The sequence below is a fragment of the Ensifer sp. ENS07 genome (genome assembly GCF_014852185.1).
Classification (GTDB): domain Bacteria; phylum Pseudomonadota; class Alphaproteobacteria; order Rhizobiales; family Rhizobiaceae; genus Ensifer; species Ensifer adhaerens.
In genome coordinates, this window is sequence record NZ_JACVBE010000003.1 from 226,669 (window position 1) to 252,242 (window position 25,574).

Below are 25,574 nucleotides of genomic sequence, written 5' to 3' on the forward strand. Positions count from 1 at the left end.
GGTCGCATTGACGCCTGCTATGCCGGCCTGTGCCGGCTGAGAGTGGATCGAAGGTGGCTTCCGAGGAGTGGTCGACTTGTCGTGGATTGCTGAGCACATATTCGCGCAGCAAAGCTTTCTGCAAATTTGTGGAAAGGCTTCGGGGGAACTTCACGTACGTCTGTCTTCACACGAAAATCGAAAGCGCGGTCGGCTAGAAGGACAGGCTTGCCTATGCTTATGTGTAGGCTCCCCTGTGCGCCGGATCAATCGACCGCTGCCAAGCCTCGCCGTAGACTCTGGATCGTGGCTGAGAACGATATTCTTGGGCACCAACTAGCGTTAATCACAGGCAGAAACACGTCCGCGGACGATCGGTCAGCAGGAGGCAGATATGGGCTTGGACAAAACTTCATCCACCGGACGATCAGACGAACTGGTTCCCTCGCGCTACGCGCTGCAGGTCGGCGATATCGACGTGCTCGTTTTAAGTGATGGCGTCATATCGATACCGGCGGAAGTCATGGCGACCAACGCCGATCCCGCAGTCCGGACGGCCTGGCTGCATGACCGGCTTCAGCCCGAGGTGATGGATTGGGCCTTGAATGAAGTTGTCGTTCGCAGCGGCGATAGGACTATTCTCATCGACTCCGGCCTCGGGATGGAATTTCCTGGTTTTCCCAGAACAGGCCGGTGGGGCTATCGACTTGAGTCCGCCGGAATCGATCTGGCATCGGTTACGGACGTCGTTCTCACGCACATGCATTTCGACCACATCGGTGGGTTGTTGGTAGACGGCGTTAAGGACCAACTCCGTCCGGACCTGCGCATCCACGTCGCGGCTGCGGAGGCCGAGTTCTGGGAGTCGCCCGACTTCTCGCGGACTACCATGCCGGGTCCACTGCCCGACTTGATCAGGTCAGCCGCCAAGCGCTTCCTGGCGCAGTACGGCAGCAAGCTTCAGACCTTCGAAAACGATTGCGAGGTCGTCCCGGGAATGGTCGTTACTCGAACAGGTGGGCACACCCCTGGGCACAGTATAGTCCGCCTGGCTTCCGGCGACGACAGACTCACCTTTGCGGGAGATGCGGTATTCCCGCACGGTTTTGATCACCTTGAATGGCACAACGGCTTCGAGCACGATCCCGAGGAGGCGGTCCGCGTCCGTACCCGCCTCCTTCGTGAGCTAGCGGCAACCGGGGAGCCGCTGTTGGCTACTCATCTATCTTTCCCATCAGTGTGCCGGGTTGCGATCGCAGGCGAAGGCTACCGGTGGGTACCCGCGTTTTGGGAACATTGAAAGTTTGCACAAGGCGAAACGTCAGTTCTCCTCGTCATACAGTCACCTGTGACGGCACGCTGGGCAGTACCAGCGTGCCGTCACTTCTCAGTTCGCAGCGCCGGCGTTGAGGAGGCCGCGGGCTACGGAGGTGACACGACGTCCCTGGAACCGGCCAACAGCCAGGTGATCCTCGTCGGGCTTGAGGCTGTCGAGAGCCGAGACGTGCGTTGCTCCGTACGGAGTTCCCGCCTTGAACATAGCAGGATCGGCGTAGCCGAGGGGCACGATGATCAAGCCGAGGTGGGCCATCGGCGTGTAAATGGACAGCAGGGTCGATTCGTTTCCGCCGTGCTTTGACGATGTCGAACCGAATACGGATCCGACCTTTCCATTAAGCTTGCCCTGGAACCAAATCCCACCCAGACTATCAATGTATGCCTTGAGCTCGGATGAGATTGAACCGAACCTGGTCGGCGTGCCGAATATGATAGCATCCGCCCATTCGGCGTCCGCCTCGGTCGGAGCCTCGTATTTCTCATTCATGGCACGCGCGTTTTCGCGCCAGCCTGGGACCTGGGACATCACGTCCTCGCTGATGAGCTCCCTGGCACGCCGCAGACGCACTTCGGCTCCTTCCTGGACCGCACCCTCGGCGATCGCGTTCGCGAGTATGTCGGTCGAGCCATTGCGTGAATAAAACGCGATCAGCACTTTCGGTTTCGTCATTTCCTGTCTCCAGCAAGTGTTAGCGCTGAAGCAATCGCCGCAGCGTTTGCGCAGAAATGGCCGAAGCGCGGCCAGCTCAAAAGCGGGTGAATGATGGAACGTGTGTCCAAGATTTTGGACGCTGACCTTCAATAGCCTGCAGGTGCGACGGAACCGCAGGGCTCGACCGTGTGACGACAAACCGTCCATGGATTTGGACGCTCCGTCTCTCGAGCAGCAGCTTCTCATCAGTCTGTGCCACGAACTAGCCTTCTGTCGATCGAGCTCACGCGGCCGATGCAGAATGATAAATCGCAAAGGTGGAACATGAACCAGATGGTAATAAGAGGCGTCAGCAGCCAAACCTTCGTCGCTTCGAACATGAAGCGCATCGAGGAATTCTACGGAAGGGTCTTGGGACTTCCCGTGGTGAAGAGAACCGTTCATCACCACGATGCCAGACTGCCGGTCGTTACCTTTGGTTTCCATCAGTACGGAGACGAGCACCGGAGGACCGAGACCATCACCTATATCGAATGGAATCCCATCTTCTACATGATGCCGGAGACGGGTTTCATCGAGCAGGACGCGACCCAGGACGGCGTCGCTAACCCGCGCGTTGGCGACCCGAAAGGGCGCTGGGGCGCAGGAACCAATCATCATCTAGCACTTCATGTCCCGAACCGCGACGGGTTGTTGAAATGGAAGCGCCGTCTTGCCGACCACGGCGTGATGGTGACCGGCCCTTACAATCGGCACTACTTCCACGCCATCTATCTGCGCGATCCCGACGGGGCGATCATCGAGATTGCGACCACCGAGCCCGGATTTGGGCATGACGAAGCAGTGCTCGGCTCCGGATACCGTCCGCAGCCGAAGGAGAACCTCATCGGCGGACGCGACGAACTTCAAGTCGCAGCGGAAACCTGGCCTCAACCGGTCCCTGACGTGACCGCGGACTTCGCGCTTCGGGGATTTCACCACATTACGTCGATTTCCAGCAACGCCGAGCGAACAGAGAATTTTTTCGTCGAAAAGGTGGGGTTGCGGCTGATCAAGAAGACCGATTATCTCGACGAGCGCGGCGGAACGCACTTCTACTACGCATGCGACGAGGATCTCTCGCCCGGTTCGGTTCTGACGTTCTTCGGCCTGCCAGAATACAAGCCGGGGCGGCTTGGCACGGGTCTCTCCCATCACTTCTCGCTCGAAGTAGAGAATGATGCCGCATTAGGCGAGGAGCATGCGAGATTCCGCCGGCTGGGCATTGAGGTGTCCACGATCCAGGATACCGTTTACGCGAAGCAGTTCCATTTCCGCGACCCGGACGGTCACATCTGCGCACTCTCAACGCCGAATCGCTTCACGGTCGATGAGGACCCCGCCAGCCTCGGCCAGAAGCTCTGCCTCCCGGAAACCTTGGAAAAGGACCGCCGAACCATCGAGCGCAATTTGGCGTATCGGCCGGCCCCTGTGCCCGTGCTTCGTTGAGATTGGCCTCACGGCCCCACCAAGCTGGAGCAATTTCAGAGATGGAAAAGATTGAATTTCTTCCGCAAGACAATGTCATCTGGGGCCGTGGGATTCTCGCTGATGCTTTAGCTCGGCTCGGCCAATCCGGCATCGAGAAGCCCATCGTCTTCACAGTCGATCCGCTTGACGCGCTTAGAAGGTCCTTCGTGGTCCCCAACCTGCCAGATAACGTGGGGACCTTTTTGGATCTTCCTCCCCATGTTCCCGATTTCGCGGTGAGCCAGGGACTAGGCGCCTGCGAAGCCAGCGGTGCGAAGTCGATTGTCGCAGTAGGTGGTGGCTCGGTTCTCGACGCTGCCAAGGCTGTTTCACATTTCCACCATACCAAGCATGGGACGTATCTCCCCATTGCGGCGTTGCCTACTACGTTGTCGGGCTCCGAGTTTTCGCACTATTTCGGGATCACCGAGACAGCCAGCGAGACAAAGTTCAAGCGTAGCTATGCTGTCAAGGCCACGGTGCCTAGAGTCGTGATAGTGGACCCCGAACTGATCAGAGGGACGCCGAGGGCGCTTCTGCTTTCATCCGCAATAAAGGGCATTGACCATGCCGTGGAAGGGATGCGGCTGATTGGGTCAGATCATCCGCACGCAATATTGGCGGCCAGCGGCGTCCGCCGGTTTCTTGGCGTTCTGAGTCGATGGCCAGCGAACGTCGAAACGGAAGAGGCGCTCCAGCGACACCAAGTCGATCTGAACGACCTCCTCCAGCTCCAGCTCGCGGCCTGGCAGTGCTACTTCTTCCCCGCTTCGGTGATATATGGCCTGAGCCACCGCATAGGTCACATATTGGGTGGCACCTACGGAGTTCCCCACAGCGTGACGTCGTGCGTCACCCTTGCGCCGGTGATACGTGCGTGCTCGGCATTTTACGGCGAGAAGCTCTGCATATTCAATGATGCGGTCTCCGGGATAGACGCTGCTTCGAAGCTTTCGGCAGACATCGAAGACGTTGTCACGCGCCTCGGCCTTCCCGCCCGTCTACGAGATCTAAATTTCGATCGTAACAAGCTGTTGTCGGTGGCCTCGCTCCTGGCCGAGAACTATCCGCGGGAGGTCGCGGATCTCGGGGAGGGGGCCGCGCAGAGGCTTACGGACTTGCTGGAAAGGCTCTGGTAAATGCTCACGCGCACACAAGCAGACCGAGGCAGATCGTCGATCGGGAGACTGCTGACTGAACTCGCCGGCGGCGGCATATCTCCCTTGGACGTCATCGACGACGCGATATGCTATGCCCGCAATTGCCAAGCGGAAGTCAATGCGTTTGCGGAGATAGACGAGGGCGGCGCGCGCCTTGCGGCGTCCGACGCCGAACGCCGCTACCGTGAGCGCCGAGCTCGTCCGCTTGAGGGGATCGCCATCGCCGTCAAGGATATGATCGATACCGGTGGCCTTTCGACAAGATATGGCTCCATCGTCCATGTGGACCATGTGCCCAGAAACGACGCCGAGGTAGTTCGAGTACTAAAAGAAAATGGTGCTATCGTCGTCGGAAAAACGACGACTCATGAGTTCGCCTGGGGTGTTACGACGTCGAGCAGGGCTTTCGGCGACACGCTCAACCCCCATGACCATAATCGAATACCAGGCGGATCGAGTGGCGGTATGGCGGCCGCTGTGGCCTACGGCGCGGTCCGCGCGGGGTTGGGAACCGATACCGGAGGATCGGTAAGAATTCCGGCCGCTCTATGTGGCGTGGTCGGGTTCAAGCCAACCTACGGACGTTTGCCGCTGGCGGGGGTGTTCCCCCTGGCGATCTCGCTCGACCACGTCGGGGTCTTGGGCCAGGCCGTTGACGATGTAGCCCGCGTTTGCAGGCCGCTTGGGATCGACAGCGAGGCCGGCGCTTCACCGCGAAGGAAGCGCATCGGAGTGTTTCGGCAGATCGGCAAGGTTCCGCTCGCCTCTCGAGTGGCTGAATCCTTTGACGCGGCATGCGCGAACTTGCGATCGAAGCATGACGCGGTTGAATTGGACGGAGCAGGCCTCTTCGACGAATGCTTCGCATCATTCGCGGGAATAGTGCTTTCCGAGGGCGGCGCCGAGCATTTTCGCCGACATGATCTCGCATTCATCACAAAGAATTACGAACAGGAAACCGCGTCCCGCCTCAAGCTCGCCGCCTCGGTGGAGCTGTCCCAATACGCGAACTGCCAGGAGAGCCGGCGTCGGTTCACAGGGGATATCGAACGGGTCATCGCGGACTTTGATGTCTTGATCACGCCCACATGCCCCTGCGTCGCTCCCCGCATTGGAGCGGAAGAAGTCATCATCGGTCAATGGAAGGGGTCAATCCGAGAGGCTCTCATGACTTACACAGCGCCCTTCAACCTCGCGGGGCTTCCGGCCATTTCGCTTCCCATACAGGTTTGCGGGAATGACGGTCTGCCGGTCGGCCTGCAGATCGTAGCGAAGCGTGGCTGCGACGAGGACCTTCTGGTAGCCGCGACCGAGATTGAAGGCCTTGTAACGTCGGCCCTGCGACTGTCGCCGGGGAGCGGCTCAAAGGTAGGTTCGTAGAGGAAAAAGGATATGTCAGTACAAGGAATTCTGAAAGAGAAGGGATGCGTGGTCGTCACCGCGCCGCCTAAGGCTACGGTGGCGGACGCCTGCCGTGTCCTTCACGATAATCACATTGGGGCAATCGTCGTGGTCGACGAACGGAATACCATCAAAGGCATTTTCACGGAACGGGACGTCGTGTCTGTCATCGCAAGGAACGGCTCGCAGGCGTTGACCGCGGATCTCCAGCAGGTGATGTGGAAAAACGTCTACTGCTGCACCATGGAGACGAGCATCAACGGCTTGATGGAGACGATGAATCGCCACAAGGCGCGTCACCTGCCGGTGCAGGACAACGGTCGCCTTGCTGGCATCGTCTCGATCGGAGACGTTTTGCGTCATCACATCAGAGCGATCGAATACGAAGCGGAGTACATTCGCTCGTACATCGCAGGTTGATGAACGTAGCTGGGATAAAGCGTTGTTCTGATTGCCAAACCGCAAAGCGCGAGTCTAAGGTGGGAGTCGTTCATCAAAATCGGTGAGGGGCCAGCCTATGCTTAAACTCTATGATAGCCGCTTTTCAGGCAATTCATGGAAGATAAGGATTTTGCTGAACCAATTGCGGAAGCCGTTCGAACGACACACTCTCGATCTGGAATCGGGAGAAACCAAAACCGACGAGTTCTACAAGCTCAATCGCTTCAGTCGGATCCCCGTTCTTCAGCTAGATGATGGACGTACGATCGTCGAGTCCGCTGCAATTCTGTTGTACCTGGCGGAAGGAACGGCACTCTTGCCCCCAGATCCATATACACGATCCCAGATCGTCGGATGGATGTTCTTTGAGCAGGGAGACCTGCAGCGTTCGATACCATTGGCGCGCGTGTATCATATCCGCGGCATCGCCGACAAAATGTCCCAGCAGATCGAACGGCTTCATGCCGACGGGTATATCGGGCTCGAGAAGCTGGATCGCTGGCTCGCCAGGAATGATTGGCTGGTTGGTGACGAATACACAGTCGCCGATCTTGCCCTCTTCCCGTACGTCTCACTAGCGCACGAGGGGAAATTCGACATGGGTCGTTTTCCCCACATCCATTTGTGGCTCGATCAAGTGAGATCCCAACCCGGCTTCTTGGGGATTTTCGAAAAAAGTCAGTACCAAGTCGCTTAGCACCACGCGAGGTCTCGACGCGAGTACACGGCAGACCCACCTGTTTCGCACCCGAGCAGGACCAGGGCGAGCACGGCGAATACCTGCCTGTCGGTCACTTCACTCCCTTCTGGCCGGGTCGGTGGCTGAAGAAATTCGCCCCACGAGGTCGTTTCTTAGCGAGGCGGCTGCATTCGACCGGAAGATCGCGACTACGAATCGGCTCGGCCCCAACGAAAATTCGGGAGCGCATCGAGCCGGCGTTTGTCGACGTCAGCACCATGATTGCTGGGAGCCATGACGCGTGTCCCGTCTACAGAGCCTGTACGAAATGTCGATTTTTTCCATGGAGAGGTCGGGCAGAAACAAAGCCTCCAGCACTGCTATGAAGAACGATCGAGATCGTTCGATTCTTTCGGACCATGCGTACAAGCGGACAAACTTCTAAAAACGAGGAGACGGAATAGTCTTCTTTCAGCTCAGAAAAACGAAAGGGGAGCTGTCATGCATGCTAACGCGAAATGGGAAGAAAGTGCTGTCGTCAGGTCGGCGGTCGTCGACCAGGTCATGACTGAAAGAAGGGCCAAGAGAGGCTTTCTGAAGGACCCCGTTTCTCTCGACACCGTCTGCGACATCCTCAATGCGGCGCGTTACGCGCCCAGTTCAAGTAACACCCAGCCTTGGAAGTGCCATGTTCTCACTGGGGATGCCCGCGACCGCATCACCACCAAGGCGGTGGATATCTTCCGCGCTGGTCCCGACAAGCTCGCCCCTGAATACCCCTTCTTTCCGCAGCCGCTTCCTGACCCGTTCATCTCTCGCTTCAATCTTTTTCGCGGGCAGCTCGGCGATGCAGTCGGCGTCCTGAGAAGCGACAAGTACGGAAGGCTGAAGGATGTGGAACGGCAATTCCGCTTCTTCGAGGCGCCGGTCGGCATGATCTTTACGATGGATCGCAAGCTCGAGTGGGCTAGTTTCATTTGCTATGGCTGCTTTTTGCAGAATCTGATGCTTGCCGCGAGGGCTCGCGGGCTGGATACCTGCGCGCAGCAGATCTGGTCCCTACAGCACAACATGTTGCGCGAGGAACTGGGTTTCGCAGATAGCGATATGGTGGTCGCAGGCCTCTCCCTGGGCTACGCGGACAACAGCTTGGCCGAGAACAACATGACCAATCACAAGCTCGGCATCGAAGAGTTCGTTACCTTCGTGAGTTGAGCCCTGGGATCTTGACCGCTCTCGTATAGGACGTGGATAGTGAAAGCCATCACGCTCCCGTGATGGCTTTCATGCGCTTCCGCTCTCTCGGCTCTGGATGGTAGGTGTCGGTGCTCGAACTCAAAGACGTTTATTTCTTCGTTCAGGTCGTCGACCGGGGTGGTTTCACGTCGGCAGGCGAGAGCTTGAGAGTTCCGAAATCGACGCTGAGCCACAGAGTGCGCGAATTGGAACGCTCGCTGGGCGTACGTCTCATAAATCGGACGTCAAGACAGTTTGGCATGACTGACGTAGGTGCCGAATTTTATCAGTATGCACTGCAGATGTTGCATAGTGCAGACTTGGCGGAGGAGTTCGTCCGGCAACGGCTTAACGAACCCAGTGGGACGATCAGGATCACGACAGCCGTAGAGATTGCGCAGTTTGCGCTACGGGACCTTATTCCTATATTCCTGAACAAATATCCGAAGGTAAAAATTGTCGAGATCGCCACCGACCGACTTGTCGACATGGTGGCGGAGGGTTTTGACTTGGCGTTGCGCGGGCATGTTGCGTCACTCCAGAACTCAACGCTGGTTCAGCGCGGCATTGCGAGCGTGCCGTGGTACCTCTTCGCCAGTCCGCGGTACCTTAGGACCGCAGGCGAAATCACTGATCCGTCTTGCTTGAGCGAGCACTCGACACTGGCGATGGATCGCCACGGTGCAGAGACGTGGAAACTGAAGGGGCCGAGCGGTCAGGAGGCCGAGGTACCGATCGATCCGAGATTTCTCAGCAACAACATGATCGCGCTGAAAGAGGCGGCTTGTGCGAATCTGGGCGTGGCAGCGCTTCCGGGATACATGTGTCGTGAAGAGATTGCGGCGGGCAGGCTGCGCCAGATATTGCCCGGCTGGATGGCTGCCGACGCGCGCATGAGCGCCTTGATCCCTTACCGAAACGGGCTGCTCCCCGCAGTACGGTCGCTCGTAGACTTTCTGGCCGCAGAGATCCCCAAGGTGACCGCCTTCACTCCGAGAACCGAATAGGCCGGCTGCCGGTCACTCACCCGGGACATGTGTTCGGTTTCCGTCCCCGAGCACGTTTCCAAGCAAGCGTTTCGAGCGCAACGGCGCCGGCCCAAAGCTCTTTCAATGAAGCTCGCCCAGAGAGCCCGGTGCTCCAGCTTTGCCCGGTCACATGCCATGGCAGGCGTCACCGACCGGGACTGCTGTTCCGGATGTCCCCTGCTGGCCGCACGCAGGAGTTCGGACTTTTGTTCAATGTAGACGTGTCACTCGGAGACGCGATTCCACACGAAAGTCCGAATAGCCGAAGTGCATACATCGTCCAACCTTTTGGACGCAGAGTCGAAGAACACCCGCCTGTCCGAGTACCAGGATTGCTCTTACGCTCCCTGCCGACCGGATCAAAAGACCGGCGCCAATAACGAGGATGGAACGATGAATGAGAACGTTATGAACCACCAGGCGGTCGGCGATGGCCACACTCCTTACAGCAGATACGTTCAGACGGAGGTACTCCACACGCTCCAAGATCTCGTAAGCGATAGTCCGGCTGAGCCGGCGTTTCTGGCGAACGTCCAGATCAGCGAGATCTATTGGGCGTTGATCACCCGTGAGCTTCTCACGGCCCAGGCCGAACTGCGCAGAGACAACGTTCCGGCGACCAATCGCGTACTTCGCCGCATCGTTAGCCACATGGAGGCCTTCAATGCCAACTGGCGCTCGCTTTCCTGGTTGACCCCCGCCGAGTTGATGCCGATTCTCAAGGGCCTCAGCGCGAAACATGGGAAGGATACGGCTCTCCAGGGTTGGACGTTCCGCGAAATGGTCTTCCTGTTGGGGGTGAAGGACAGGCCCTCGCTCGAACACTTCGAGCCCCAGCCGCATCGCCACAAGCAACTCACCGAGCGTCTTAATTCGCCTAGCCTCTACGACGACATTCTCGCAGCATTGGCCCGTGACGGCAAACCGGTCCCTTCCCAATATCTGACACCGAACTACGCAGCGGCTTACGTTCCCAGCAAAGACATTGAGGAAATATGGGCTGACATCTATCGCAAGGACGATCCGGCGGACGCTTGGCGGACACTTGCCGAGTTGCTGGCGGACATCGCGGTCGAGTTCACCAACTGGAAATATCTGCATCTGATGGCTACTCGGCGCAGCTTCGGTTCGCGTCCGGCCTACCATGGCGTCGACGCGATCCAGTGGCTGCTTCCGACCATGGAAGAGATCCCGTTCCCGGAAGTTTGGACGGCGCGCGGGATGGTTGTCTGACTGGGCTGAGGCCGCCGACGGAGACTGGTCGATATCGCTATGACCGGCAGGACTCAGCCTCTTAGCCTGTCCGGTTGGAACTCGGAGAGCGTGAGAATGGACAGACGCAAATTGGAAGTAATGATCGAACTGGCTCAGAGAGGCATCGTGGAGAAATCACGGGTCGGAATCATTCGGAATCCGGACTGTGACCACAAAGGCAGGTTCGTCCTGTTTCATGCTGCGATGTCGTTCTGCTCACAGAAGGTGCGGGCGACTCTGACCCAACGAGGGACAGCTTACAAGTCGAACGAAATGCTCATCCTCGGTCACAGGTTGCCCGATGGCGTTTTAGTTCCCGCGGAGAACTACTCCCCTGATTATGTACGCCTGAGGCTGCAGGGGAGGGAAGCCATGAAGGTCCCGTTGGTCAAAGCCTATTCCGGCATTTCCTCGGTCACCGCCGCAGGATTGGACCCGTGCGCGGTCCCCACGCTTGTCGACCTGGATACGGGAGAAGTTATCGTCGACTCTTTGCGCATATGCTTCCACATAGACTCCGTTCTACCAGGATCGGATCGGCTTACTCCGGTCGATCCCGCCCAGCTACAAAATATGCAGAAGCAGCTCAACGCAGTCGACCTAACCCCGCATCCTGGTCTCCTCTACGGCTTCCATCCCGAAGATGACAGACGGCCCGAACCTATCAAACAGGCAATGTCATCTGTCTACGAAGAAAAGATCGAGGCATTGAACTCGTTGATCATCGCAAATGAAGAAGACTGGGAGCTCGCGGCTGCTTATCGGGCGAAGATCGCGAAGGAAGCCGGCGGGAGTCATCTCCGCCGCGATCGTCGCTTTCAGTTGATGCTTCGGGACACCACCCGCAACATCCTGCTCCGCTTAGACGCTGATCTACGTCAAAACCACTACGATTGGCTTTGCGCACCTGAATTGACGCTCGCGGACCTGTTCTGGGCGGTTAGCCTGGTCCGTTTGAAGTATTTGGGACTTGCGAAACTTTGGAGCGATCTGCCGACGGTTGATGCATATCTCGAGCGCCTCCTCGATCTGCCGTCGATTCAGTCCGAAGTGCTCGCTTCGACCATATCGTCTATGCCACGGTCAGAATATCTGGCCGCCTGAAGTCTCGATCTCTTGATCGTCGCGATCGCTGACCAAGGCGACCTGACCCGCAATCGCGATACGCTCTTCGTGCCCAGCATGGAAGCAGTGCGGCTCGATACCTCGACGATAGCGCGCAGCCGACCCGGTTGCACGCAACCGGCTGCGGCCTGCGCGGCGGCCAACGAACACCCCTCGAAGCGGCACCCGCCGCGGACGGTTAGCAGAATTTCTGAGCGAACATCCCTGCAACTTCGTCCGCTCGGAAATGTGAGCAGGCTGCTTTAAGCCGCCTGCTCTACTATTTCGTGCTCACCAAATGCTTCGTGGAGAGTGTGAAAGCGACTTGTTCTAAGATCGTTCACCTAATCAGCGATTCCCCGCCGCATTGCGGTTGTTCCGCCGCCTTGGGTCCGAAGACATTGGAGATTTCGTCCTTGCCGTGGTGTTCGAGGCAGGAAATTCAGTGGGCGGAAAGCCGTGGGCCGACTTTCCGCAGAATTGCCGTAGGGCGCCCTAAGCCATCAAGCCTAGTAATCCCAGAAGACCGGCACCCAACGGAAAGCGTCGCCGTCAACCGCCACCCGGCCTACAGACGGAAATGGTAGATGGGTGGCCACAAGTTGTTCGCCCGTTGCCGCCAACTCGGTCAAAAGGCGAACGCGAACGCGGGCAGCCTCCTCCGGGTCATGTTCAAAGCCGTTATACCAGTCGGGGTGGTCGAAGCCGACCGCAAATACGGCGTCACCCGCAAACGTCAGACGGTCGCCGTTCGATGCTACGCGAACGACGCTGTGGCCGGGCGTATGGCCGCCGGTGCGCTGTACCACGACCCCCGGGGCGACTTCATGTTCATCATCGAATAGATGAAGGTAATCGCGGTACTCTTTTGCGAACCTCTTGGCGGTCGCCCGAAGCGCGTCAGGGAACCCCGCTGGCATGGCGACCTGGGAGAAATCGGGTGATTCCCAGAATTTAACTTCGGAGGCCGCCACGTGGATTCGAAGATCGGGGCGCAGCCGTTCCTTCACCCCTTCGACGAGCAGCCCACCGATGTGATCCATGTGCATATGGGTAAGCACAACATCCGTCACGGAGGAAAGATCGATGCCGGCCGCCTCGAGCCGCCTGACCAACTGCCCGGCTCTCGGCAAGTTCAGGTCCGGGTCCAATCCCAGCCCGGCGTCGATGAGGATGGTCTGCTCGCCGCTGCGAACCAAGACCACATTCAGTGACCAGTCGAAGGCTTCTTGCGGCAGAAACATATCGTTCAGCCAGGCGGTCCGATCGGAGGGGGCTGCATTGTGCCCCAACATTTTGGTGGGAAGCGGTAATACCCCATCGCTGATGACGATCACGTCGATCTCGCCGATCCGGACAGCATAGCGCGACGGAACCATCTCTTCGGGTTTATCCTGTTTTGTGTTTTCCAAGCTCATCTTTGTGTCCTGTTTACCAGCTATAGGGGGGATTGATGCTATCTACGAGCCCGTGCACCTTGATTGCGTGCGCGATAGGCGTCGCATACGAGAATGCCCGGACGATAGATTGAGGTGCGCAGGTAGTCGACCCAAACAAAAGGATGTCTAGCCAAGGTTCTTGGGGCATGTGGAGCCGATTGGGCGTGGTCCGACTGATGGCAAGAGTGTCGCAGAAACTGGTCAGCGGGCACTTCCAAGATCGAAAGCGACGCGGGCCTTTGCGTACAGCGTGAACGTCGCGCTACCGCGGACCTCGTTTACATCTGAATTTAGTCTTCACGGAGATCGATTCAAAATTTCGAGTGCTTCAGCCAGACCGGCGGATCAAACTCTGGGAAGCCGAGCCTTTCCACTCTTCTCGGTGCAAAGCCCCTTCGATCGCTTGTTTTCCGAGCACGTCCTGTGCCTCGAGCGGCACCGGCGTCAAACCAGTGTACCGTCCTTCGTGTCTGCATTTACTCCGCAGGGGCGCTGCGCGTCATCCCTCAAGTCCTGGACGCCCCGCAATGCGCTGCATGCGACGATGTCGGTCGCAATGTGTATACTCGTTCTCAGATACGGCACTTTCGGTTGGATGGTAAATCCGGGCAGCACATAAATGATCCGCTACGGCGCATTCTCGTTCAGCTCAAGTGTAAACCCTCACAACAAGCTTGCCTCTTCGATTAGAAGACGGGCGCCGACGGCGCCCGTGCCCTTTTTCGAGCGGTATGGAGCTAACTAACTGGAGCGGTCAAGCAGCGGTGGCCGCCAACAGATTGACGCACTGATCTCCGCCTCGCGCTCCCGATACTCGAGGTCGATCAGCACTGCAGACCCAGAGCGGACGCGACGCCCGCCCCATATGCCGGATCCGCCTTCGTGCAGTGTGCGACGTGACGCTCTTTGATGTGAAGGGAAACGCCCGCCATTGCACGTGCCGTATTGTCGAACAGGGTCTGTTGCTGTTCAGTAGACATCATGCGGAACAGGTTGCCGGGCTGCTCATAGTGATCGTCGTCGACACGATGATCCCAATGCGCGCCGGCACCATCGAGCCGCAAGGGTGGCTCATGGAAATCAGGCTGTTCGTCCCATTCGCCTTTACCGTTTGGAACGTACGAAAGAGTGCCTCCGTGGTTGCCGTCGATCCGCATCGCACCGTCGCGATGGAAGCTATGGACTGGGCAGCGCGGAGTGTTGACCGGGATCTGATGATGGTTGACCCCCAATCGATAACGCGCGGCGTCGCCATAAGAGAATAGGCGAGCTTGAAGCATGCGATCCGGTGAGAAACCGATGCCTGGGACGATTGTCGAGGGCGCGAAGGATGATTGCTCAACTTCCGCAAACACGTTGTCCGGATTGCGGTTAAGCTCCATCACGCCGACCTCGATCAGGGGAAACTCGCCATGGGGCCAGACCTTGGTCAAATCGAAAGGATTGACCCTGTGGGAGAGTGCCTGCTCCTCTGTCATCACTTGGATCAACATTGTCCATCGCGGGTAGTCTTCGCGCTCGATACTTTCGTACAGATCGCGGTGGTGGCTCTCACGATCGCGGCCAATCAGGGACGAGGCATCCGAGTCCGTAAGGTTTCTGATCCCCTGCTGCGTCTTGAACGTGAACTTGACCCAATGGCGTTCATTGTCGGCGTTGATCATGCTGTAGGTGTGACTGCCGAAGCCATGCATATGGCGGAAAGTAGCTGGGATACCGCGTTCACTCATCACAATCGTGACCTGGTGCAGCGCCTCCGGTAGCAAAGTCCAAAAGTCCCAATTGCTCTCCGCACTTCGCAGGCCCGTCCGAGGGTCTCGCTTGACAGCATGGTTGAGATCGGGGAACCGCAGCGGATCGCGAAAGAAGAAGACCGGGGTATTGTTGCCGACGAGGTCCCAGTTTCCCTGCTCGGTATAGAACTTCAGTGCAAATCCACGGATGGTCGCGCTCTGCGTCTGCGGCTCCGCGCTCGCCAGCGACGCTGGAGAAGCGGACGAACATTGGGGTCTTCTTTCCGACTTCAGAAAAAAGACTTGCCTTGGTGAAGCGGGTAATATCGTGGGTGGTCGTAAAGGTGCCATAGGCCCCCGCCCCCTTAGCATGCATCCGCCGCTCCGGGATAACTTCGCGATCGAAATGCGCCAGCTTTTCAATCAACCAGATATCCTGCAACAGTGCAGGTCCGCGAGGCCCCGCCGTCTCGATGTTGAAATTGTCCGGCACCGGAGCTCCGGTAGCCGTGGTAAGCTTTCTCTTCTCATCCATGAGCATTCAATCCATGACAATCGATTTTAGGATCAGTGTTTCGCGCCCGGTCGCCGGCGCATGAAGCTAAGAACAAAACGAGGCGGGCACCCGGATGATTGTGCGCTTTCGCAACGAGTGGATACCTATTCGTTGGTTTGCCCCCATCATCGGGTGAGGGGGGCGAAAGCGGCTCCTGTGCCACCATCCTATAGGCTGCCCCGCTGCTGTCTGGCCCCGAAACCAGCTCTCCACCATTTGCTCCACAATGGGGACCAGCGGCGTTCGGACTTTGCAGTCGCCGTATTCAGATTCGCATCTGCAGCTGCCACGGTCGATGATTGACCATTGTTGTCCGTCCATTCGAAGAACTGGGAACCAGTTCGGTGGTCATGGACAAGCAAGGCCTGATCGACTTGGAGTGCGAATTCAGCGTGGACTGGATCGGTAAAGCCGATGAAAAGCATTCTCTGTCGCACGGGAGCGCCGCCGATCGATATTATGTCCGCATCCACAAGGCCGATGGTCGCGTCCCAATGCGCGTTCATGAGTGGACTGCGGTCGAATGTGAGGACGAGGTCGGAGTATGCGTAGATCTCCGGCAACCGGAAGAAGTTCTCTATCTCCTCCCGGCCGACAGTGCCGTCATCGGGGTTGAGCGCCTCGCTGTGAACCGGGCCAATGCGGTATTCACTTACCAAGGAACGCTGCTGAAGTCGATCCGTGCTCCGGTACGCATATCCGTTACGGCAGATCGCAACCTTTATGGTTGCGCGCTCGAACAGTGCAGGTTTGTCTCGAACCTGGTCAATGGTCGTCTTGAGATTTCTGACATAGTGGGTGTAGGGAGTTATCGTCATGGGACTTGCCCGATCAAGGTTGTGTGGCGAGCGAGCACCGTTGGCCGTATGTTTCGCAGGATGCTCGTCGGGATATGATAGCTTTTCCAGCTGCGTATATTAGCTATACGCACGTTTGGCTCGGAGATTCCCGCTCACGGCCACGGGCCGATTAGGGCGCTTATCTTCCTACGGTAGGATGCAACCAGTTCGGTTTGGCTCTATGTGGCCACAGTCGCTCAACATGGCTACCAGCCGAAGTTAACAGCCGAAGCGAGAGCATTTGCGGCGCCAAGCGCGCGGTGTTTCACCAGTTTGGTGGCGGAAGCTGCGCGAAAAATGGGACTGGTCGGATAGACCGCAAGCGAGGGCAATCAGTGCGAGAGGCTCGTCCGTTTCCATCAGCAGGCGTTTGGCGTGCTCGATCCGCATCTCCAGTACGTAAGCATGGGGGGAGGTGTCGAAAGTTTGGCGGAAGACCTTCGAAAAGTGACTGACGCTTAGACGACACAGGTTGGCGAGATCTTCGCAGCGAATAGTCGTGTCAATATTCTCTCTTACATGGTCAACCACCCGTTTGACTTGCCAACGGGCCATCCGGCTATCCGCCAATTTTCGGTGGCTTACGTCAGGGGCGCGAAGCATTGCGCGCGCACGATCAAGGCAGCTGCGGACTGCGTCGGGGTCGCCGATATGCTTATCCGCCTCGTCGAGCAGCTGTACGATGCCCAGCGCCAAGATATCGGGGAACTGATGGACTTGGGCTGGAGTGTTTGCTTCGTAGGAAGACAACAGTTGGCTCCCCTTTCTTTCAGTGTGAGGAGGCCCAAGGCTTCCATCGGGGAATAGCGGGGGGGGGAGGTGTAGGACTGGACAGAGATGCCGCGGGAGGGTCGCCAGTCGCTGGGGAGCGGCCATCCCAACGCTCCAAAGAGCTTTGGATCCCCCTTGTTGAGGCCGCCCTGGCGGGCGGCCTCAATCGACCTTGATCCAGACCTCGGCGAGGGGAACCGCCGAAGCGAGCTTGGGCCCGGTTGTTTGGAACAGTGTTGCGAGCCCAGATCTTACCGATAGCGACCGCGACGCCTGAGGACGAGATATACATAGGTGTAGGAGCCTAAATGGCGTTTCGGTTGCGTGTCAGCCGGTCTGTCCTCGTTGCGTGAGGCAGAACGTCATTCCTCGGCAGCGAACCCAAAAGGGATTTAGTTGTCGTTGGATGTTAGGCGACGAAGCTGGCTAGTGTGCCCAACACGCCTCTGTTCAAATCGGGCCGCATACGTCAGGGCGTCCAACGCATCAATTGCGGGACAGCGCCTTGCTTTGGAAAGGGCGGAAGCTTCGGTCAGGCCGAACATTGCGTCTAAGGAATATTTGCCTGGCCCCGTAGCGCAGAGAAGCAACAGACCTCCGATGAGACCAACGTCTTTGTAAAAATGGATGAAGTTAGTTGCAGCCTCTGTCCCCTCAAACCGCCAATATGGGTGGCCGATGAGCGCGGCCATCAAGCTGAAGAGGGCTAGTGTAAGGGCCACCGGTCGCGTAGCGACACCGAGGATCAACCCTACTGACAAGTATTCGATGCAAATCGCCACGATCGCTGCGACAGTGGGCACCGGCACGCCGACTTGCGTCATGTAAGCCACTGTTGCGGAGAAACTGAAGGCCTTGCTGCCGCCTGAAATCAAAAACAGAAATACGAACACAATGCGGGCAACTAAGATCAATTCGTTGGAGAATTTCGTGCTGACCTTGTCCATAACTGTCTCCGTCGTCGTATCGTTGTACGATTGAGGACCCGCGGCATGAATTGGTCTGCCACAGGTCTTTGAGTTTGGTTTCGGGTTATTCCCCGAAGCTCTAGGGGACGCAGGTTTTCACGCGCCCCTAATCCTGCCGAGCGGCGTCCTGAGCTCGTTGAAAGCTCTCCATAACTGCTTTGTAGTTTGGTGCTACGAGACCGTATATCTCAGCGATTTTCACAGCGTCGGGTCGCTTCCACGTGCGGTGAAGCTCTGAAACCACCGCATTCGTGCTTGTCGGCACCACACCTGCTTGGGCAAACCGCGCGAGGGTTGTTCGCGAGACCATTTCGCTGGGATCGCCAGAGGCGTCCATGACGGCGTAGACTTTGAAGCCGGCAGCATGCGCATCGAGTGCGGGAAACATCACGCATACGCTTGTCCAGACGCCAGCCATGATGAGCGTCTTCTTACCGGTTTGCCTGACGGTCTCCACGAACTGCTCATTGTCCCAGGCATTCACCTCGCCCTGACGAGGCACGTAGATCGCGCTCGGCGCGGCTTCTGCTAGTTCCGACATCAGGGGGCCATTGGGGCCATCGGGAACAGATGCGGTTGTAATAATCGGTATATCCAAGAGGGTAGCGATCCTTGCCAGGGCAACTACCTTAGCGCGAAGTTCATCGACGGAAATGTCCTTCACGGTCTGAAAGAGACCGGTTTGATGATCAAGCAGCAGCAACGCCGCGTCGGATTTATTCAAAAGAGCCGTACCGCCGCCGGTGGAAAGAATGTGTTCCATATTTTAAGTCCGTCTTTTTCCTAGTTTCACGCATAGGCGAGCAACTTGATCGCCGTTAGATTGCGTCGGGCCGTCCTCAAGGGGAATCTCGTTCGCGAACCGACGCTCACGTGGACATTATGTCCTCTCGGCGAAGGGCCGGCATCTAAACAGAAGTTCACGTATACTTTAGGTGGGGCAGTCTGAGCGCATGCAAGGTGCTATCAACAACCGTCTTCTTGGCAGCGGGTTAATACCAGGCATCCGCTTCCTGGATGCGAACACTATCCCGAGGTATAGGTTAGAGTTCGCCTCTCGTTGGCATAGATAGCCGTCGGATGTGGCGGGCAAGCAGTTGGAAACGCTTAGGCGTCCAAAACCGATGACAGGGCTAGAGCGCTGACAAGGCTTTCCTCATCCCGCAGGAGAAGGCAATGACGAAGGCGTTCAAATTACCGGGAAAAATAGAGCCCGAACTGTTGCATGCGGTGCGTATCATTGAGCGCATTGTCGGGAACGCTTGGGCCACCAATGCCAACGGCGACTTCCTATGCGTAAAAGGTGCATTGCTGTCGCGACTCGCAAGTGCTCTTGAGGGATTTGATCCGGAGGCCAAGAGCGGACCGCTAGGATGGAAGCAGATCATCCATCCGGACGATTATGATCGGTTCATCGCCGAGTGGTGCCAGTGCGTCGAGCACGGGCGGCATTTCGAAGGTGAATACCGCATGTTGAGGGCAAGCGGAGCCTATGGATGGAGTCGGAGTTCGGCGGAACCTATCCAGGACAACAGGGGGCGTACCCTGGGTTGGTATGGTGCGGTGATCGACTGCGACACGACGGCCGCAACGCTTTATTCGGGAGACTCCGTTGTCAGCACCGAGGAGGTTGGCAGGAACGAGCCGTCGAATGCGCTACGCAGCATACATCCAGACGATCTTTCGGCCGCCACCCACGCTGCCGCCCGCGCATTCTGGACCGGAGTTCCCCAAGTCACACGACATCGGCAGTTGCAGGGCGATGGTAGCTACAGATGGGCAGAGACCCGCTCGGAACCTGGCTATAGCGTTAGCGTCCCGATTGACGATCTGGTGATTGACAATAAGCCGCACGCAAGGTCAGCCGACGATCTCCTTCGCAGCTACGGAGCCGAACTGGTTCTTGGGTTGAAAGCGGTTGAGAGCATATTTGGCAACGGTTGGGCGTTCGACGCGAGCGGGAGATGGATATATTTGCATTCCTTCGCCCAAAGTTCCCTTGGCGTAACGCCCGAGATGCTCAACACTTCCGTGGACGAAGGATACTGCGCCTGGAAACGGTTACTCCATCCTGACGACTACGAACGTGTCGCCGCGACCTGGCAACTTTGCTTGAATAGCGGGGACGATTTCAACGTCGAGTTCCGGTTCCGTCGCGCGAGCGGAGCTTATGTCTGGGCCAGAACTGCTGCGCGGGCGGCGCGCGACAGCAATCACCAAATTACCGGATGGTTTGGTATCGCGCTCGATATCGACGTGTACAAAAAGACCGTGGAGGCATTGCGCGGGCGAGAGCGCGAGCTCTCACAGCTTATCGATATGGTGCCAGTCCAGATCAGGCGCCTGACGCCCGACGGACAGCCGACCTTCTTTAATAAGCGTCTCCTCGACTTCTTTGGGATGAGCGATATCCGCCAGCTCGATGAGGCCGGAGTCAGCCGATTGGAGGCGGCAATGCAGAAACTCATCCATCCCGCGGATGCCGGACATCTCCTCGACACTGTTCGTCATGCGATGGTGACGGGGTCACCATACTTCATGAAGTACCGTATCCGTCGCGCGGACGGTGATTTCCGCTGGGTTGATGGCCGTGGAGAACCGCTGATCGGAGAAGACGGGGACATCGCGCATTGGTACGTGATCTCCATCGACATTGACGACGAGATGCGGACCCAGGAAGCTCTTCGTGAAAGGGAGCGCGAGCTGTCGCAACTCGTTGACATGGTACCTAGTTTGCTTTGGCGCCTCGACCAACACGGCGTACCGACGTTCTTCAACAAACGTCTGGTCAGCTTCCTCGGTTTGGATGAACCTGGTGCGGGCGAACTGGATACGGCTCGGCTGACTGAGAGTCTAAATGCGGCGGTTCACCCCGAAGACGCTTCCAGTCTCGCGGCGGCGCTCCGCTACTCAGTCGCAAGCGGTGAGCGTTTCTCCAAGAGGTTCCGACTGCGCCGTGCCGATGGCGCTTATCGCTGGGTCGAAGGCACCGCAGAGCCGCTGCGCGATGATGACGGTCAGATACTGCAGTGGTATGGCCTGACCCACGACATCGACGACCAGCTACGAGTAGAGGAAGCGCTACGCGAACGTGAACGTTCTCTCCGGCAACTCGTCGAGACGCTGCCGGCGATGATCGACTGCGCCGCCCCGGACGGTGAACCAGTATACCGAAGCGAACAGCTTCGCGAGTTTTTGGGTTACAACCCGGAAGAGTTGGGTGGGGCTGGCAAGTCTCGTCTCGATGCGACGCTCGAAGCCGGGGTTCATCCCGATGATCTCGTGGATGTTAGAGAGAGATATGCTAACTCTCTGAAAACGGGCGAGCCCTTCGCGCGCAAGCACCGTCTCCGTCGCGCTGACGGTGAATACCGATGGGTCGAAACCCGTGCCACCGCAATGCGAAATTCGGACGGTCAGATCGTTCAATGGAACATGATATGCCTCGACATCGACGGAGAGGTACGGATGCAAGAGGAACTGCGGCTATCGCAAGAAAAACTGGCCCGTGCAACCCAGGCAGCAAGCTTAGCAGAGCTCTCCGCGTCGATCGCTCACGAGGTAAACCAACCTCTTGCTGCGATAGTCGCAAACTCGAACGCCTGTCACAGATGGCTGTCCGTCGTCCCGCCGAACCTTGAACGAGCGAAGATCACTGCGGAACGGATTATTCGCGACGCAAACTCAGCGGCTGAAGTCGTCAGCCGAATCCGCGCCCTTTTCAAGCAGCCCGTCGAGGTGAGAACCGACACCGATTTTTCGGCTCTCATCGCCGAAGCGCGGAATCTCATCGCAGAAGAGGCGCTTCGCCGCCGGGTTCGTATCGACGTCCACATCGATCGCGAGCTTCCAAACGTCGAAGTTGACCCGATTCACATACAGCAGGTCCTCGTCAACCTCATCCGAAACGGTATGGATGCTATGGAAACAGTCGCCGGTGAGCGTGTCGTCGCAGTGAGGGCTAGCCGGGTGAGCGATACCGTTCGGACTGAAATCAGTGACCGAGGGACTGGAGTAAAATACCCAGACAGGATCTTCGAATCTTTTTTCACGACGAAGACAAACGGGATGGGAATGGGCCTTGCTATCTGCCGTTCCATTATCGATGCCCACGGTGGACGACTATGGGCGCAGAATAACGAGCCTACAGGCGCGACATTCGTCTTCACTCTTCCTCTCAAAACGGAATCGGCGGGATGATAAGCGAGCAGCCGATAGTCTACGTCGTCGACGACGATACGCGAATTCGAGAAGCGCTTTGCGAGCTCCTTGCCGCTCACGGTATGCGGGCGATGGCGTTTGCGTCTCTGCGAGAGTATATCAATTCCGACAAGCCTGACGCCCCGGCTTGCATGGTACTCGACATTGAATTGTCGGACGCAAAAGCGCTGGGGCTACAGTGTGAAACGATGGATGGACTTCATCCCCCCATCGTCTTTCTGTCCGGCCGTGCAAATGTCAGTTTGTCATCGCGGGCAACGCCGTACGGTGCGGTCCATTTCCTTACGAAGCCTTTCAATGACCGCGACTTGATGAACGCTATACGCGCTGGCATCTCAGAACACCGAAAAAAGCGGGTGGGATGTCCGGAGGTGGAGGCGTTGAAGCGACGCTATCTGCGGCTCACGCAGCGTGAGCGCGAGGTGTTTGACATCCTAATTAGTGGCCTTTCGAGCAAGCAGGGGGCCCAGCTGCTGGGAAATAGCGAGGTCACGTTCGCTAACCACATGCGAAAAGTAATGCAAAAAATGGAAGCGTCATCAATCGCCAACCTGATACAAACCGCAGAGCGTCTCGAGATTCCTTATGCTCACTCCCGCAGACCGGGACTGCACGCCAGTGGACCTCTCCAAAAGGGGGTTGTGGCTGTTGTTGACAATGATCAACGGTTGCTTGAATCGCTGCAGGACCTCCTCGAGTCAGAAGGATACGCGGTACGTACATTTCCATCAGCAGAGCGTCTTCTTGCAAATGGCGTATTCGCGCTGGACCTTTTGATAACGGACATCAGCATGCCGCAGATGGATGGCGTCACTCTCCGCGACGTCGTGTACAAGCTGCGTCCAGAGCTTCCGGTATTTCTCATGAGCGGCCGCCATGAATACAGTGCGCAAGGTATACCTAACTGTTTCCGCAAACCTTTTGACGCCAAGGCGTTGTTGGCCGCGATCGACCGGGCGCTCAACGTCGGAGTAGTGGAGGTTCGCTATGAAGAATGAGCAGCCAACGCAGACCCCACCTTCGACGAACACCCGAAGCCCGGACCCGATCGTCGTCATCGTCGACGATGAAGCTTCCGTGCGAGACGCGCTCGCCGAGTTAATTGAACTTGCTGGTCTTCGATGCGCTACTTTCGAATCAACCAAGCAATTGCTCGATTCCGAGACTTTGCACAGTCCCGGTTGTTTGATTTTAGACGTTCGAATGCCGGGCTCCAGTGGCCTGGATCTGCAGCAGTATCTCGCGCAGACTGGAAACACTAAGCCCATTATTTTCTTGACGGGACACGGCGACATCCCGATGAGCGTTCAGGCGATGAAAGCTGGGGCTGTCGACTTTCTGACGAAGCCTGTGCGAGATCAGACGCTCTTAGATGCCGTTACAAAGGCTCTCTCCCTGGATGCAATGAGGCGGGAAGATGCGGCCGTAATCAAAGGAATTGTTCAGAGGCATGAGACGCTCACCCCTCGGGAACGTGAAGTTCTCCAAGGTGTGACCGATGGGAAGCTCAACAAACAGATAGCGTTTGAGCTCGGCATTCGGGAGGTCACCGTAAAGCTTCACCGCGGCAATGTGATGAAGAAAATGGAGGTCGGATCCGTCAGTGAACTCGTGAGAATTTGCGACAGACTTCCAACCGCCGCTCGCCAGGAATCCAAATGAACGTGGCTTGCGCCAGCCCCCCTCGCGGCGACAGCATCTGTAATCCTGGGGAAGCGATCGGTCCGCAATTATGGGGAGGCCGTTCGCGTCCTGCTTAAATGCGGGGGGGGGGAAGGTGCTCACGGCTGGCACGTGCAAGGCATTCTTCTTTTTTAAAGACGTTTCCGGCGACGTTATGTTCTACTGCCGCCGCCTCTGCTTTGCTGGATCCACAGAGCCGGGCACGGCGCTGGAGAGGCATGGAACCCGGGCCTACCGTGGGCATTGCGACCCCGTCTGGTCACCGGCGGAAACCCACAGGTTTAACTCTCGTTATCTTGGCGCGGCCGGGTCAGGATTTCTCTCCGCTAGCAATGACCTGCGTAAGACTTCCGTTAGCCGGGTGGAGAGGGATCAAACAGGCTTGGAGCGCGTGATAAATGTCGCCCTTGCCCGCAAATAGAGTCTGACTTGGCCGTAGGTCCTCAGTTAACTCCTCGTGCCAGCCTCCGCGCTGGCGATCGATGAAATTCACGTCGATTACGTCCCAGATTCGACGGTACCAGGCCTCATGATAGTCGCTGCCTAAATGAGAGCAGAGAAACGCCGCGGCGCCCGCCGCTTCGCACATTGGCCACCACAGTTTGTTGCGCCTGGTGGGTTTGTTATCCCAGTCGAGGGTATAGTAAAGTGCACCGTTCACTTCGTCCCAACCTAGATCGACCGTCTGCGAGAAAAGTCGTCGAGCTGCCTCTGGCATCCATCCGTGGGTTCGGCCGCCAAGCACATACAGCTGGAGAAGCAAACGTGACCATTCTGCCCAGTGTCCCGGTGTGATCCCCGAGGGACGAAACATCTCATGTCCGCTGTAGCTTTTGTCGACGCCCCATCGGTGGTCGAAATGTTCTGCTACCCGAAACTCGTGCTCGCCGGCCCGGCGACGGACGATCAGATCCGCGATCCTCTCCGCTTTGTGTAGGTAAGAGTTATCACGCGTGGCCTCGTAAGCCGCCATAAGCGCTTCCGTCATGTGCATGTTGGAGTTCTGGCCATGATAGCCGGGCTTTGGCGTCCAGTCCGTCTCGAACTCCTCCGCGATCGCGCCCCACTTTTCCTCCCAAAAACGGGCCTCGATCACTTCCGAGACGTCAGCTATCAGGCGGTCGGCATCGGGATGACCTGCGACCTTGGCGCTGGAAGCCGCTAGAAGGACAAAGGCGTGTCCATAACCTTGTTTGCTCGCGTCGCGTACGCCTTCATCGTCGAGAGCCCAATAATAGCCTCCGTGGTTGCCGTCGCGGTGTCGCTCCCATAGATAGCGCATACCGTGGTCCACCAGCTCGTCGGCTTGCTCCCTTCCAAGAAGGCTACCGATCGAGAAGCAGTGTACCATGCGGGCTGTGGAATGAAGGCCCCGCGTGGTGTTCGCCCGGAGTGGATGCCCATCCAAGTCAAGCTCGTAGAACCCGCCCTTCGCATTGATTGCATGGGCCTGGAAGAAAGCAAAAAGCTCTTCTGCCTGCTGCTGCAGCCATGCACGGTGACCCGAACTCAACCGCCAAGGTGTGACAGATTGTTGTTTCATTGTTCAATTCCTTTCAGCTGAACGGAGCGGCGCCCTCAGC

The 25,574-nt window shown here is 57.6% G+C and carries 19 protein-coding genes and 3 pseudogenes; 14 read left to right on the plus strand and 8 right to left on the minus strand.

Translation table 11 applies throughout. From position 1 onward, the window contains the following. The first annotated feature begins 373 nt into the window (after positions 1-373). Positions 374-1,279, plus strand: coding sequence for an MBL fold metallo-hydrolase (locus tag IB277_RS13745; RefSeq protein ID WP_192371088.1), 906 nt, complete (start codon positions 374-376; stop codon positions 1,277-1,279). Between the two features lie 87 nt (positions 1,280-1,366). On the opposite strand, the gene wrbA is transcribed toward IB277_RS13745, so the two are convergent. Beyond that, complete coding sequence (gene wrbA, locus IB277_RS13750; RefSeq protein ID WP_192371089.1) at positions 1,367-1,987, minus strand: NAD(P)H:quinone oxidoreductase; 621 nt, start codon at positions 1,985-1,987, stop codon at positions 1,367-1,369. Between the two features lie 360 nt (positions 1,988-2,347). Between wrbA and IB277_RS13755 the strand changes: the two genes are divergently transcribed. From IB277_RS13755 to IB277_RS13795, 9 genes are all read left to right on the plus strand, one after another. After that, entirely contained in the window at positions 2,348-3,457 is a 1,110-nt protein-coding gene (locus IB277_RS13755; RefSeq protein ID WP_192371090.1) for a VOC family protein, read from the plus strand. A gap of 41 nt (positions 3,458-3,498) precedes the next feature. Beyond that, on the plus strand, positions 3,499-4,617 hold the full coding sequence (locus IB277_RS13760; protein ID WP_192371091.1) for an iron-containing alcohol dehydrogenase: 1,119 nt from the start codon (positions 3,499-3,501) through the stop codon (positions 4,615-4,617). After that, positions 4,618-6,018 (plus strand): amidase, encoded by a 1,401-nt coding sequence (locus IB277_RS13765; RefSeq protein ID WP_192371092.1) that lies wholly within the window; start codon positions 4,618-4,620, stop codon positions 6,016-6,018. A 12-nt stretch (positions 6,019-6,030) separates the two neighbouring features. Next, positions 6,031-6,459 (plus strand): CBS domain-containing protein, encoded by a 429-nt coding sequence (locus tag IB277_RS13770; protein ID WP_192371093.1) that lies wholly within the window; start codon positions 6,031-6,033, stop codon positions 6,457-6,459. Positions 6,460-6,556: 97 nt separating this feature from the next. Further along, a complete protein-coding gene (locus IB277_RS13775) occupies positions 6,557-7,177 on the plus strand; it encodes a glutathione S-transferase family protein (RefSeq protein ID WP_192371094.1) in 621 nt (206 codons plus the stop codon). A gap of 483 nt (positions 7,178-7,660) precedes the next feature. Next, positions 7,661-8,374, plus strand: a complete 714-nt coding sequence (locus IB277_RS13780) for a nitroreductase (protein ID WP_192371095.1) — start codon at positions 7,661-7,663, stop codon at positions 8,372-8,374. Positions 8,375-8,478: 104 nt separating this feature from the next. Further along, on the plus strand, positions 8,479-9,402 hold the full coding sequence (locus IB277_RS13785; protein WP_309140348.1) for a LysR substrate-binding domain-containing protein: 924 nt from the start codon (positions 8,479-8,481) through the stop codon (positions 9,400-9,402). A gap of 414 nt (positions 9,403-9,816) precedes the next feature. Further along, positions 9,817-10,656 carry a tryptophan 2,3-dioxygenase family protein gene (locus tag IB277_RS13790; protein ID WP_192371096.1) on the plus strand — a complete coding sequence of 280 codons (840 nt, stop codon included), beginning with the start codon at positions 9,817-9,819 and terminating at the stop codon, positions 10,654-10,656. A 96-nt stretch (positions 10,657-10,752) separates the two neighbouring features. After that, positions 10,753-11,781, plus strand: a complete 1,029-nt coding sequence (locus IB277_RS13795) for a glutathione S-transferase family protein (protein ID WP_192371097.1) — start codon at positions 10,753-10,755, stop codon at positions 11,779-11,781. 509 nt (positions 11,782-12,290) lie between these two features. On the opposite strand, the gene IB277_RS13800 is transcribed toward IB277_RS13795, so the two are convergent. From IB277_RS13800 to IB277_RS13825, 6 genes and pseudogenes are all read right to left on the minus strand, one after another. Further along, positions 12,291-13,199 carry an MBL fold metallo-hydrolase gene (locus tag IB277_RS13800; protein WP_192371098.1) on the minus strand — a complete coding sequence of 303 codons (909 nt, stop codon included), beginning with the start codon at positions 13,197-13,199 and terminating at the stop codon, positions 12,291-12,293. 845 nt (positions 13,200-14,044) lie between these two features. Then, positions 14,045-15,488 (minus strand): annotated as a pseudogene (locus IB277_RS13805) (catalase). Positions 15,489-15,676: 188 nt separating this feature from the next. After that, positions 15,677-16,327: a hypothetical protein gene (locus IB277_RS13810; protein ID WP_192371099.1), complete on the minus strand. Its 651-nt coding sequence runs from the start codon at positions 16,325-16,327 to the stop codon at positions 15,677-15,679. Between the two features lie 240 nt (positions 16,328-16,567). Then, a complete protein-coding gene (locus tag IB277_RS13815; protein ID WP_192371100.1) occupies positions 16,568-17,098 on the minus strand; it encodes a helix-turn-helix domain-containing protein in 531 nt (176 codons plus the stop codon). A 413-nt stretch (positions 17,099-17,511) separates the two neighbouring features. After that, complete coding sequence (locus tag IB277_RS13820) at positions 17,512-18,066, minus strand: DoxX family protein (protein WP_192371101.1); 555 nt, start codon at positions 18,064-18,066, stop codon at positions 17,512-17,514. A gap of 127 nt (positions 18,067-18,193) precedes the next feature. Beyond that, entirely contained in the window at positions 18,194-18,850 is a 657-nt protein-coding gene (locus IB277_RS13825; protein ID WP_192371102.1) for an isochorismatase family protein, read from the minus strand. Between the two features lie 413 nt (positions 18,851-19,263). Here IB277_RS13825 and IB277_RS13830 point away from each other — a divergent pair, with 413 nt between their 5' ends. From IB277_RS13830 to IB277_RS13840, 4 genes and pseudogenes are all read left to right on the plus strand, one after another. Then, the gene (locus tag IB277_RS13830; RefSeq protein ID WP_192371103.1) at positions 19,264-22,287 is read left to right on the plus strand and encodes a PAS domain-containing protein; all 3,024 of its coding nucleotides are present in this window, start codon (positions 19,264-19,266) and stop codon (positions 22,285-22,287) included. Then, positions 22,284-22,916, plus strand: a pseudogene (locus tag IB277_RS38015) (response regulator transcription factor); the annotation flags it as partial. The gene IB277_RS13830 and the pseudogene IB277_RS38015, both read left to right, overlap by 4 nt. A 45-nt stretch (positions 22,917-22,961) precedes the next feature. Further along, positions 22,962-23,306, plus strand: a pseudogene (locus tag IB277_RS38020) (response regulator); the annotation flags it as partial. Continuing rightward, positions 23,296-23,970, plus strand: a complete 675-nt coding sequence (locus IB277_RS13840) for a response regulator transcription factor (protein WP_192371105.1) — start codon at positions 23,296-23,298, stop codon at positions 23,968-23,970. The pseudogene IB277_RS38020 and the gene IB277_RS13840, both read left to right, overlap by 11 nt. Before the next feature lie 331 nt (positions 23,971-24,301). Here IB277_RS13840 and IB277_RS13845 read toward each other — a convergent pair whose 3' ends face one another. Beyond that, the gene (locus tag IB277_RS13845) at positions 24,302-25,534 is read right to left on the minus strand and encodes an AGE family epimerase/isomerase (RefSeq protein ID WP_192371106.1); all 1,233 of its coding nucleotides are present in this window, start codon (positions 25,532-25,534) and stop codon (positions 24,302-24,304) included. Positions 25,535-25,574 lie beyond the last annotated feature (40 nt).

Coding starts and splice junctions, on each gene's coding strand:
- IB277_RS13745 (WP_192371088.1), top strand. CDS start 374: ATGGGCTTGGACAAAACTTCATCCACCGGACGATCAGACGAACTGGTT.
- wrbA (WP_192371089.1), bottom strand. CDS start 1,987: ATGACGAAACCGAAAGTGCTGATCGCGTTTTATTCACGCAATGGCTCG.
- IB277_RS13755 (WP_192371090.1), top strand. CDS start 2,348: ATGAAGCGCATCGAGGAATTCTACGGAAGGGTCTTGGGACTTCCCGTG.
- IB277_RS13760 (WP_192371091.1), top strand. CDS start 3,499: ATGGAAAAGATTGAATTTCTTCCGCAAGACAATGTCATCTGGGGCCGT.
- IB277_RS13765 (WP_192371092.1), top strand. CDS start 4,618: ATGCTCACGCGCACACAAGCAGACCGAGGCAGATCGTCGATCGGGAGA.
- IB277_RS13770 (WP_192371093.1), top strand. CDS start 6,031: ATGTCAGTACAAGGAATTCTGAAAGAGAAGGGATGCGTGGTCGTCACC.
- IB277_RS13775 (WP_192371094.1), top strand. CDS start 6,557: ATGCTTAAACTCTATGATAGCCGCTTTTCAGGCAATTCATGGAAGATA.
- IB277_RS13780 (WP_192371095.1), top strand. CDS start 7,661: ATGCATGCTAACGCGAAATGGGAAGAAAGTGCTGTCGTCAGGTCGGCG.
- IB277_RS13790 (WP_192371096.1), top strand. CDS start 9,817: ATGAATGAGAACGTTATGAACCACCAGGCGGTCGGCGATGGCCACACT.
- IB277_RS13795 (WP_192371097.1), top strand. CDS start 10,753: ATGGACAGACGCAAATTGGAAGTAATGATCGAACTGGCTCAGAGAGGC.
- IB277_RS13800 (WP_192371098.1), bottom strand. CDS start 13,199: ATGAGCTTGGAAAACACAAAACAGGATAAACCCGAAGAGATGGTTCCG.
- IB277_RS13810 (WP_192371099.1), bottom strand. CDS start 16,327: ATGACGATAACTCCCTACACCCACTATGTCAGAAATCTCAAGACGACC.
- IB277_RS13820 (WP_192371101.1), bottom strand. CDS start 18,066: ATGGACAAGGTCAGCACGAAATTCTCCAACGAATTGATCTTAGTTGCC.
- IB277_RS13825 (WP_192371102.1), bottom strand. CDS start 18,850: ATGGAACACATTCTTTCCACCGGCGGCGGTACGGCTCTTTTGAATAAA.
- IB277_RS13830 (WP_192371103.1), top strand. CDS start 19,264: ATGACGAAGGCGTTCAAATTACCGGGAAAAATAGAGCCCGAACTGTTG.
- IB277_RS13840 (WP_192371105.1), top strand. CDS start 23,296: ATGAAGAATGAGCAGCCAACGCAGACCCCACCTTCGACGAACACCCGA.
- IB277_RS13845 (WP_192371106.1), bottom strand. CDS start 25,534: ATGAAACAACAATCTGTCACACCTTGGCGGTTGAGTTCGGGTCACCGT.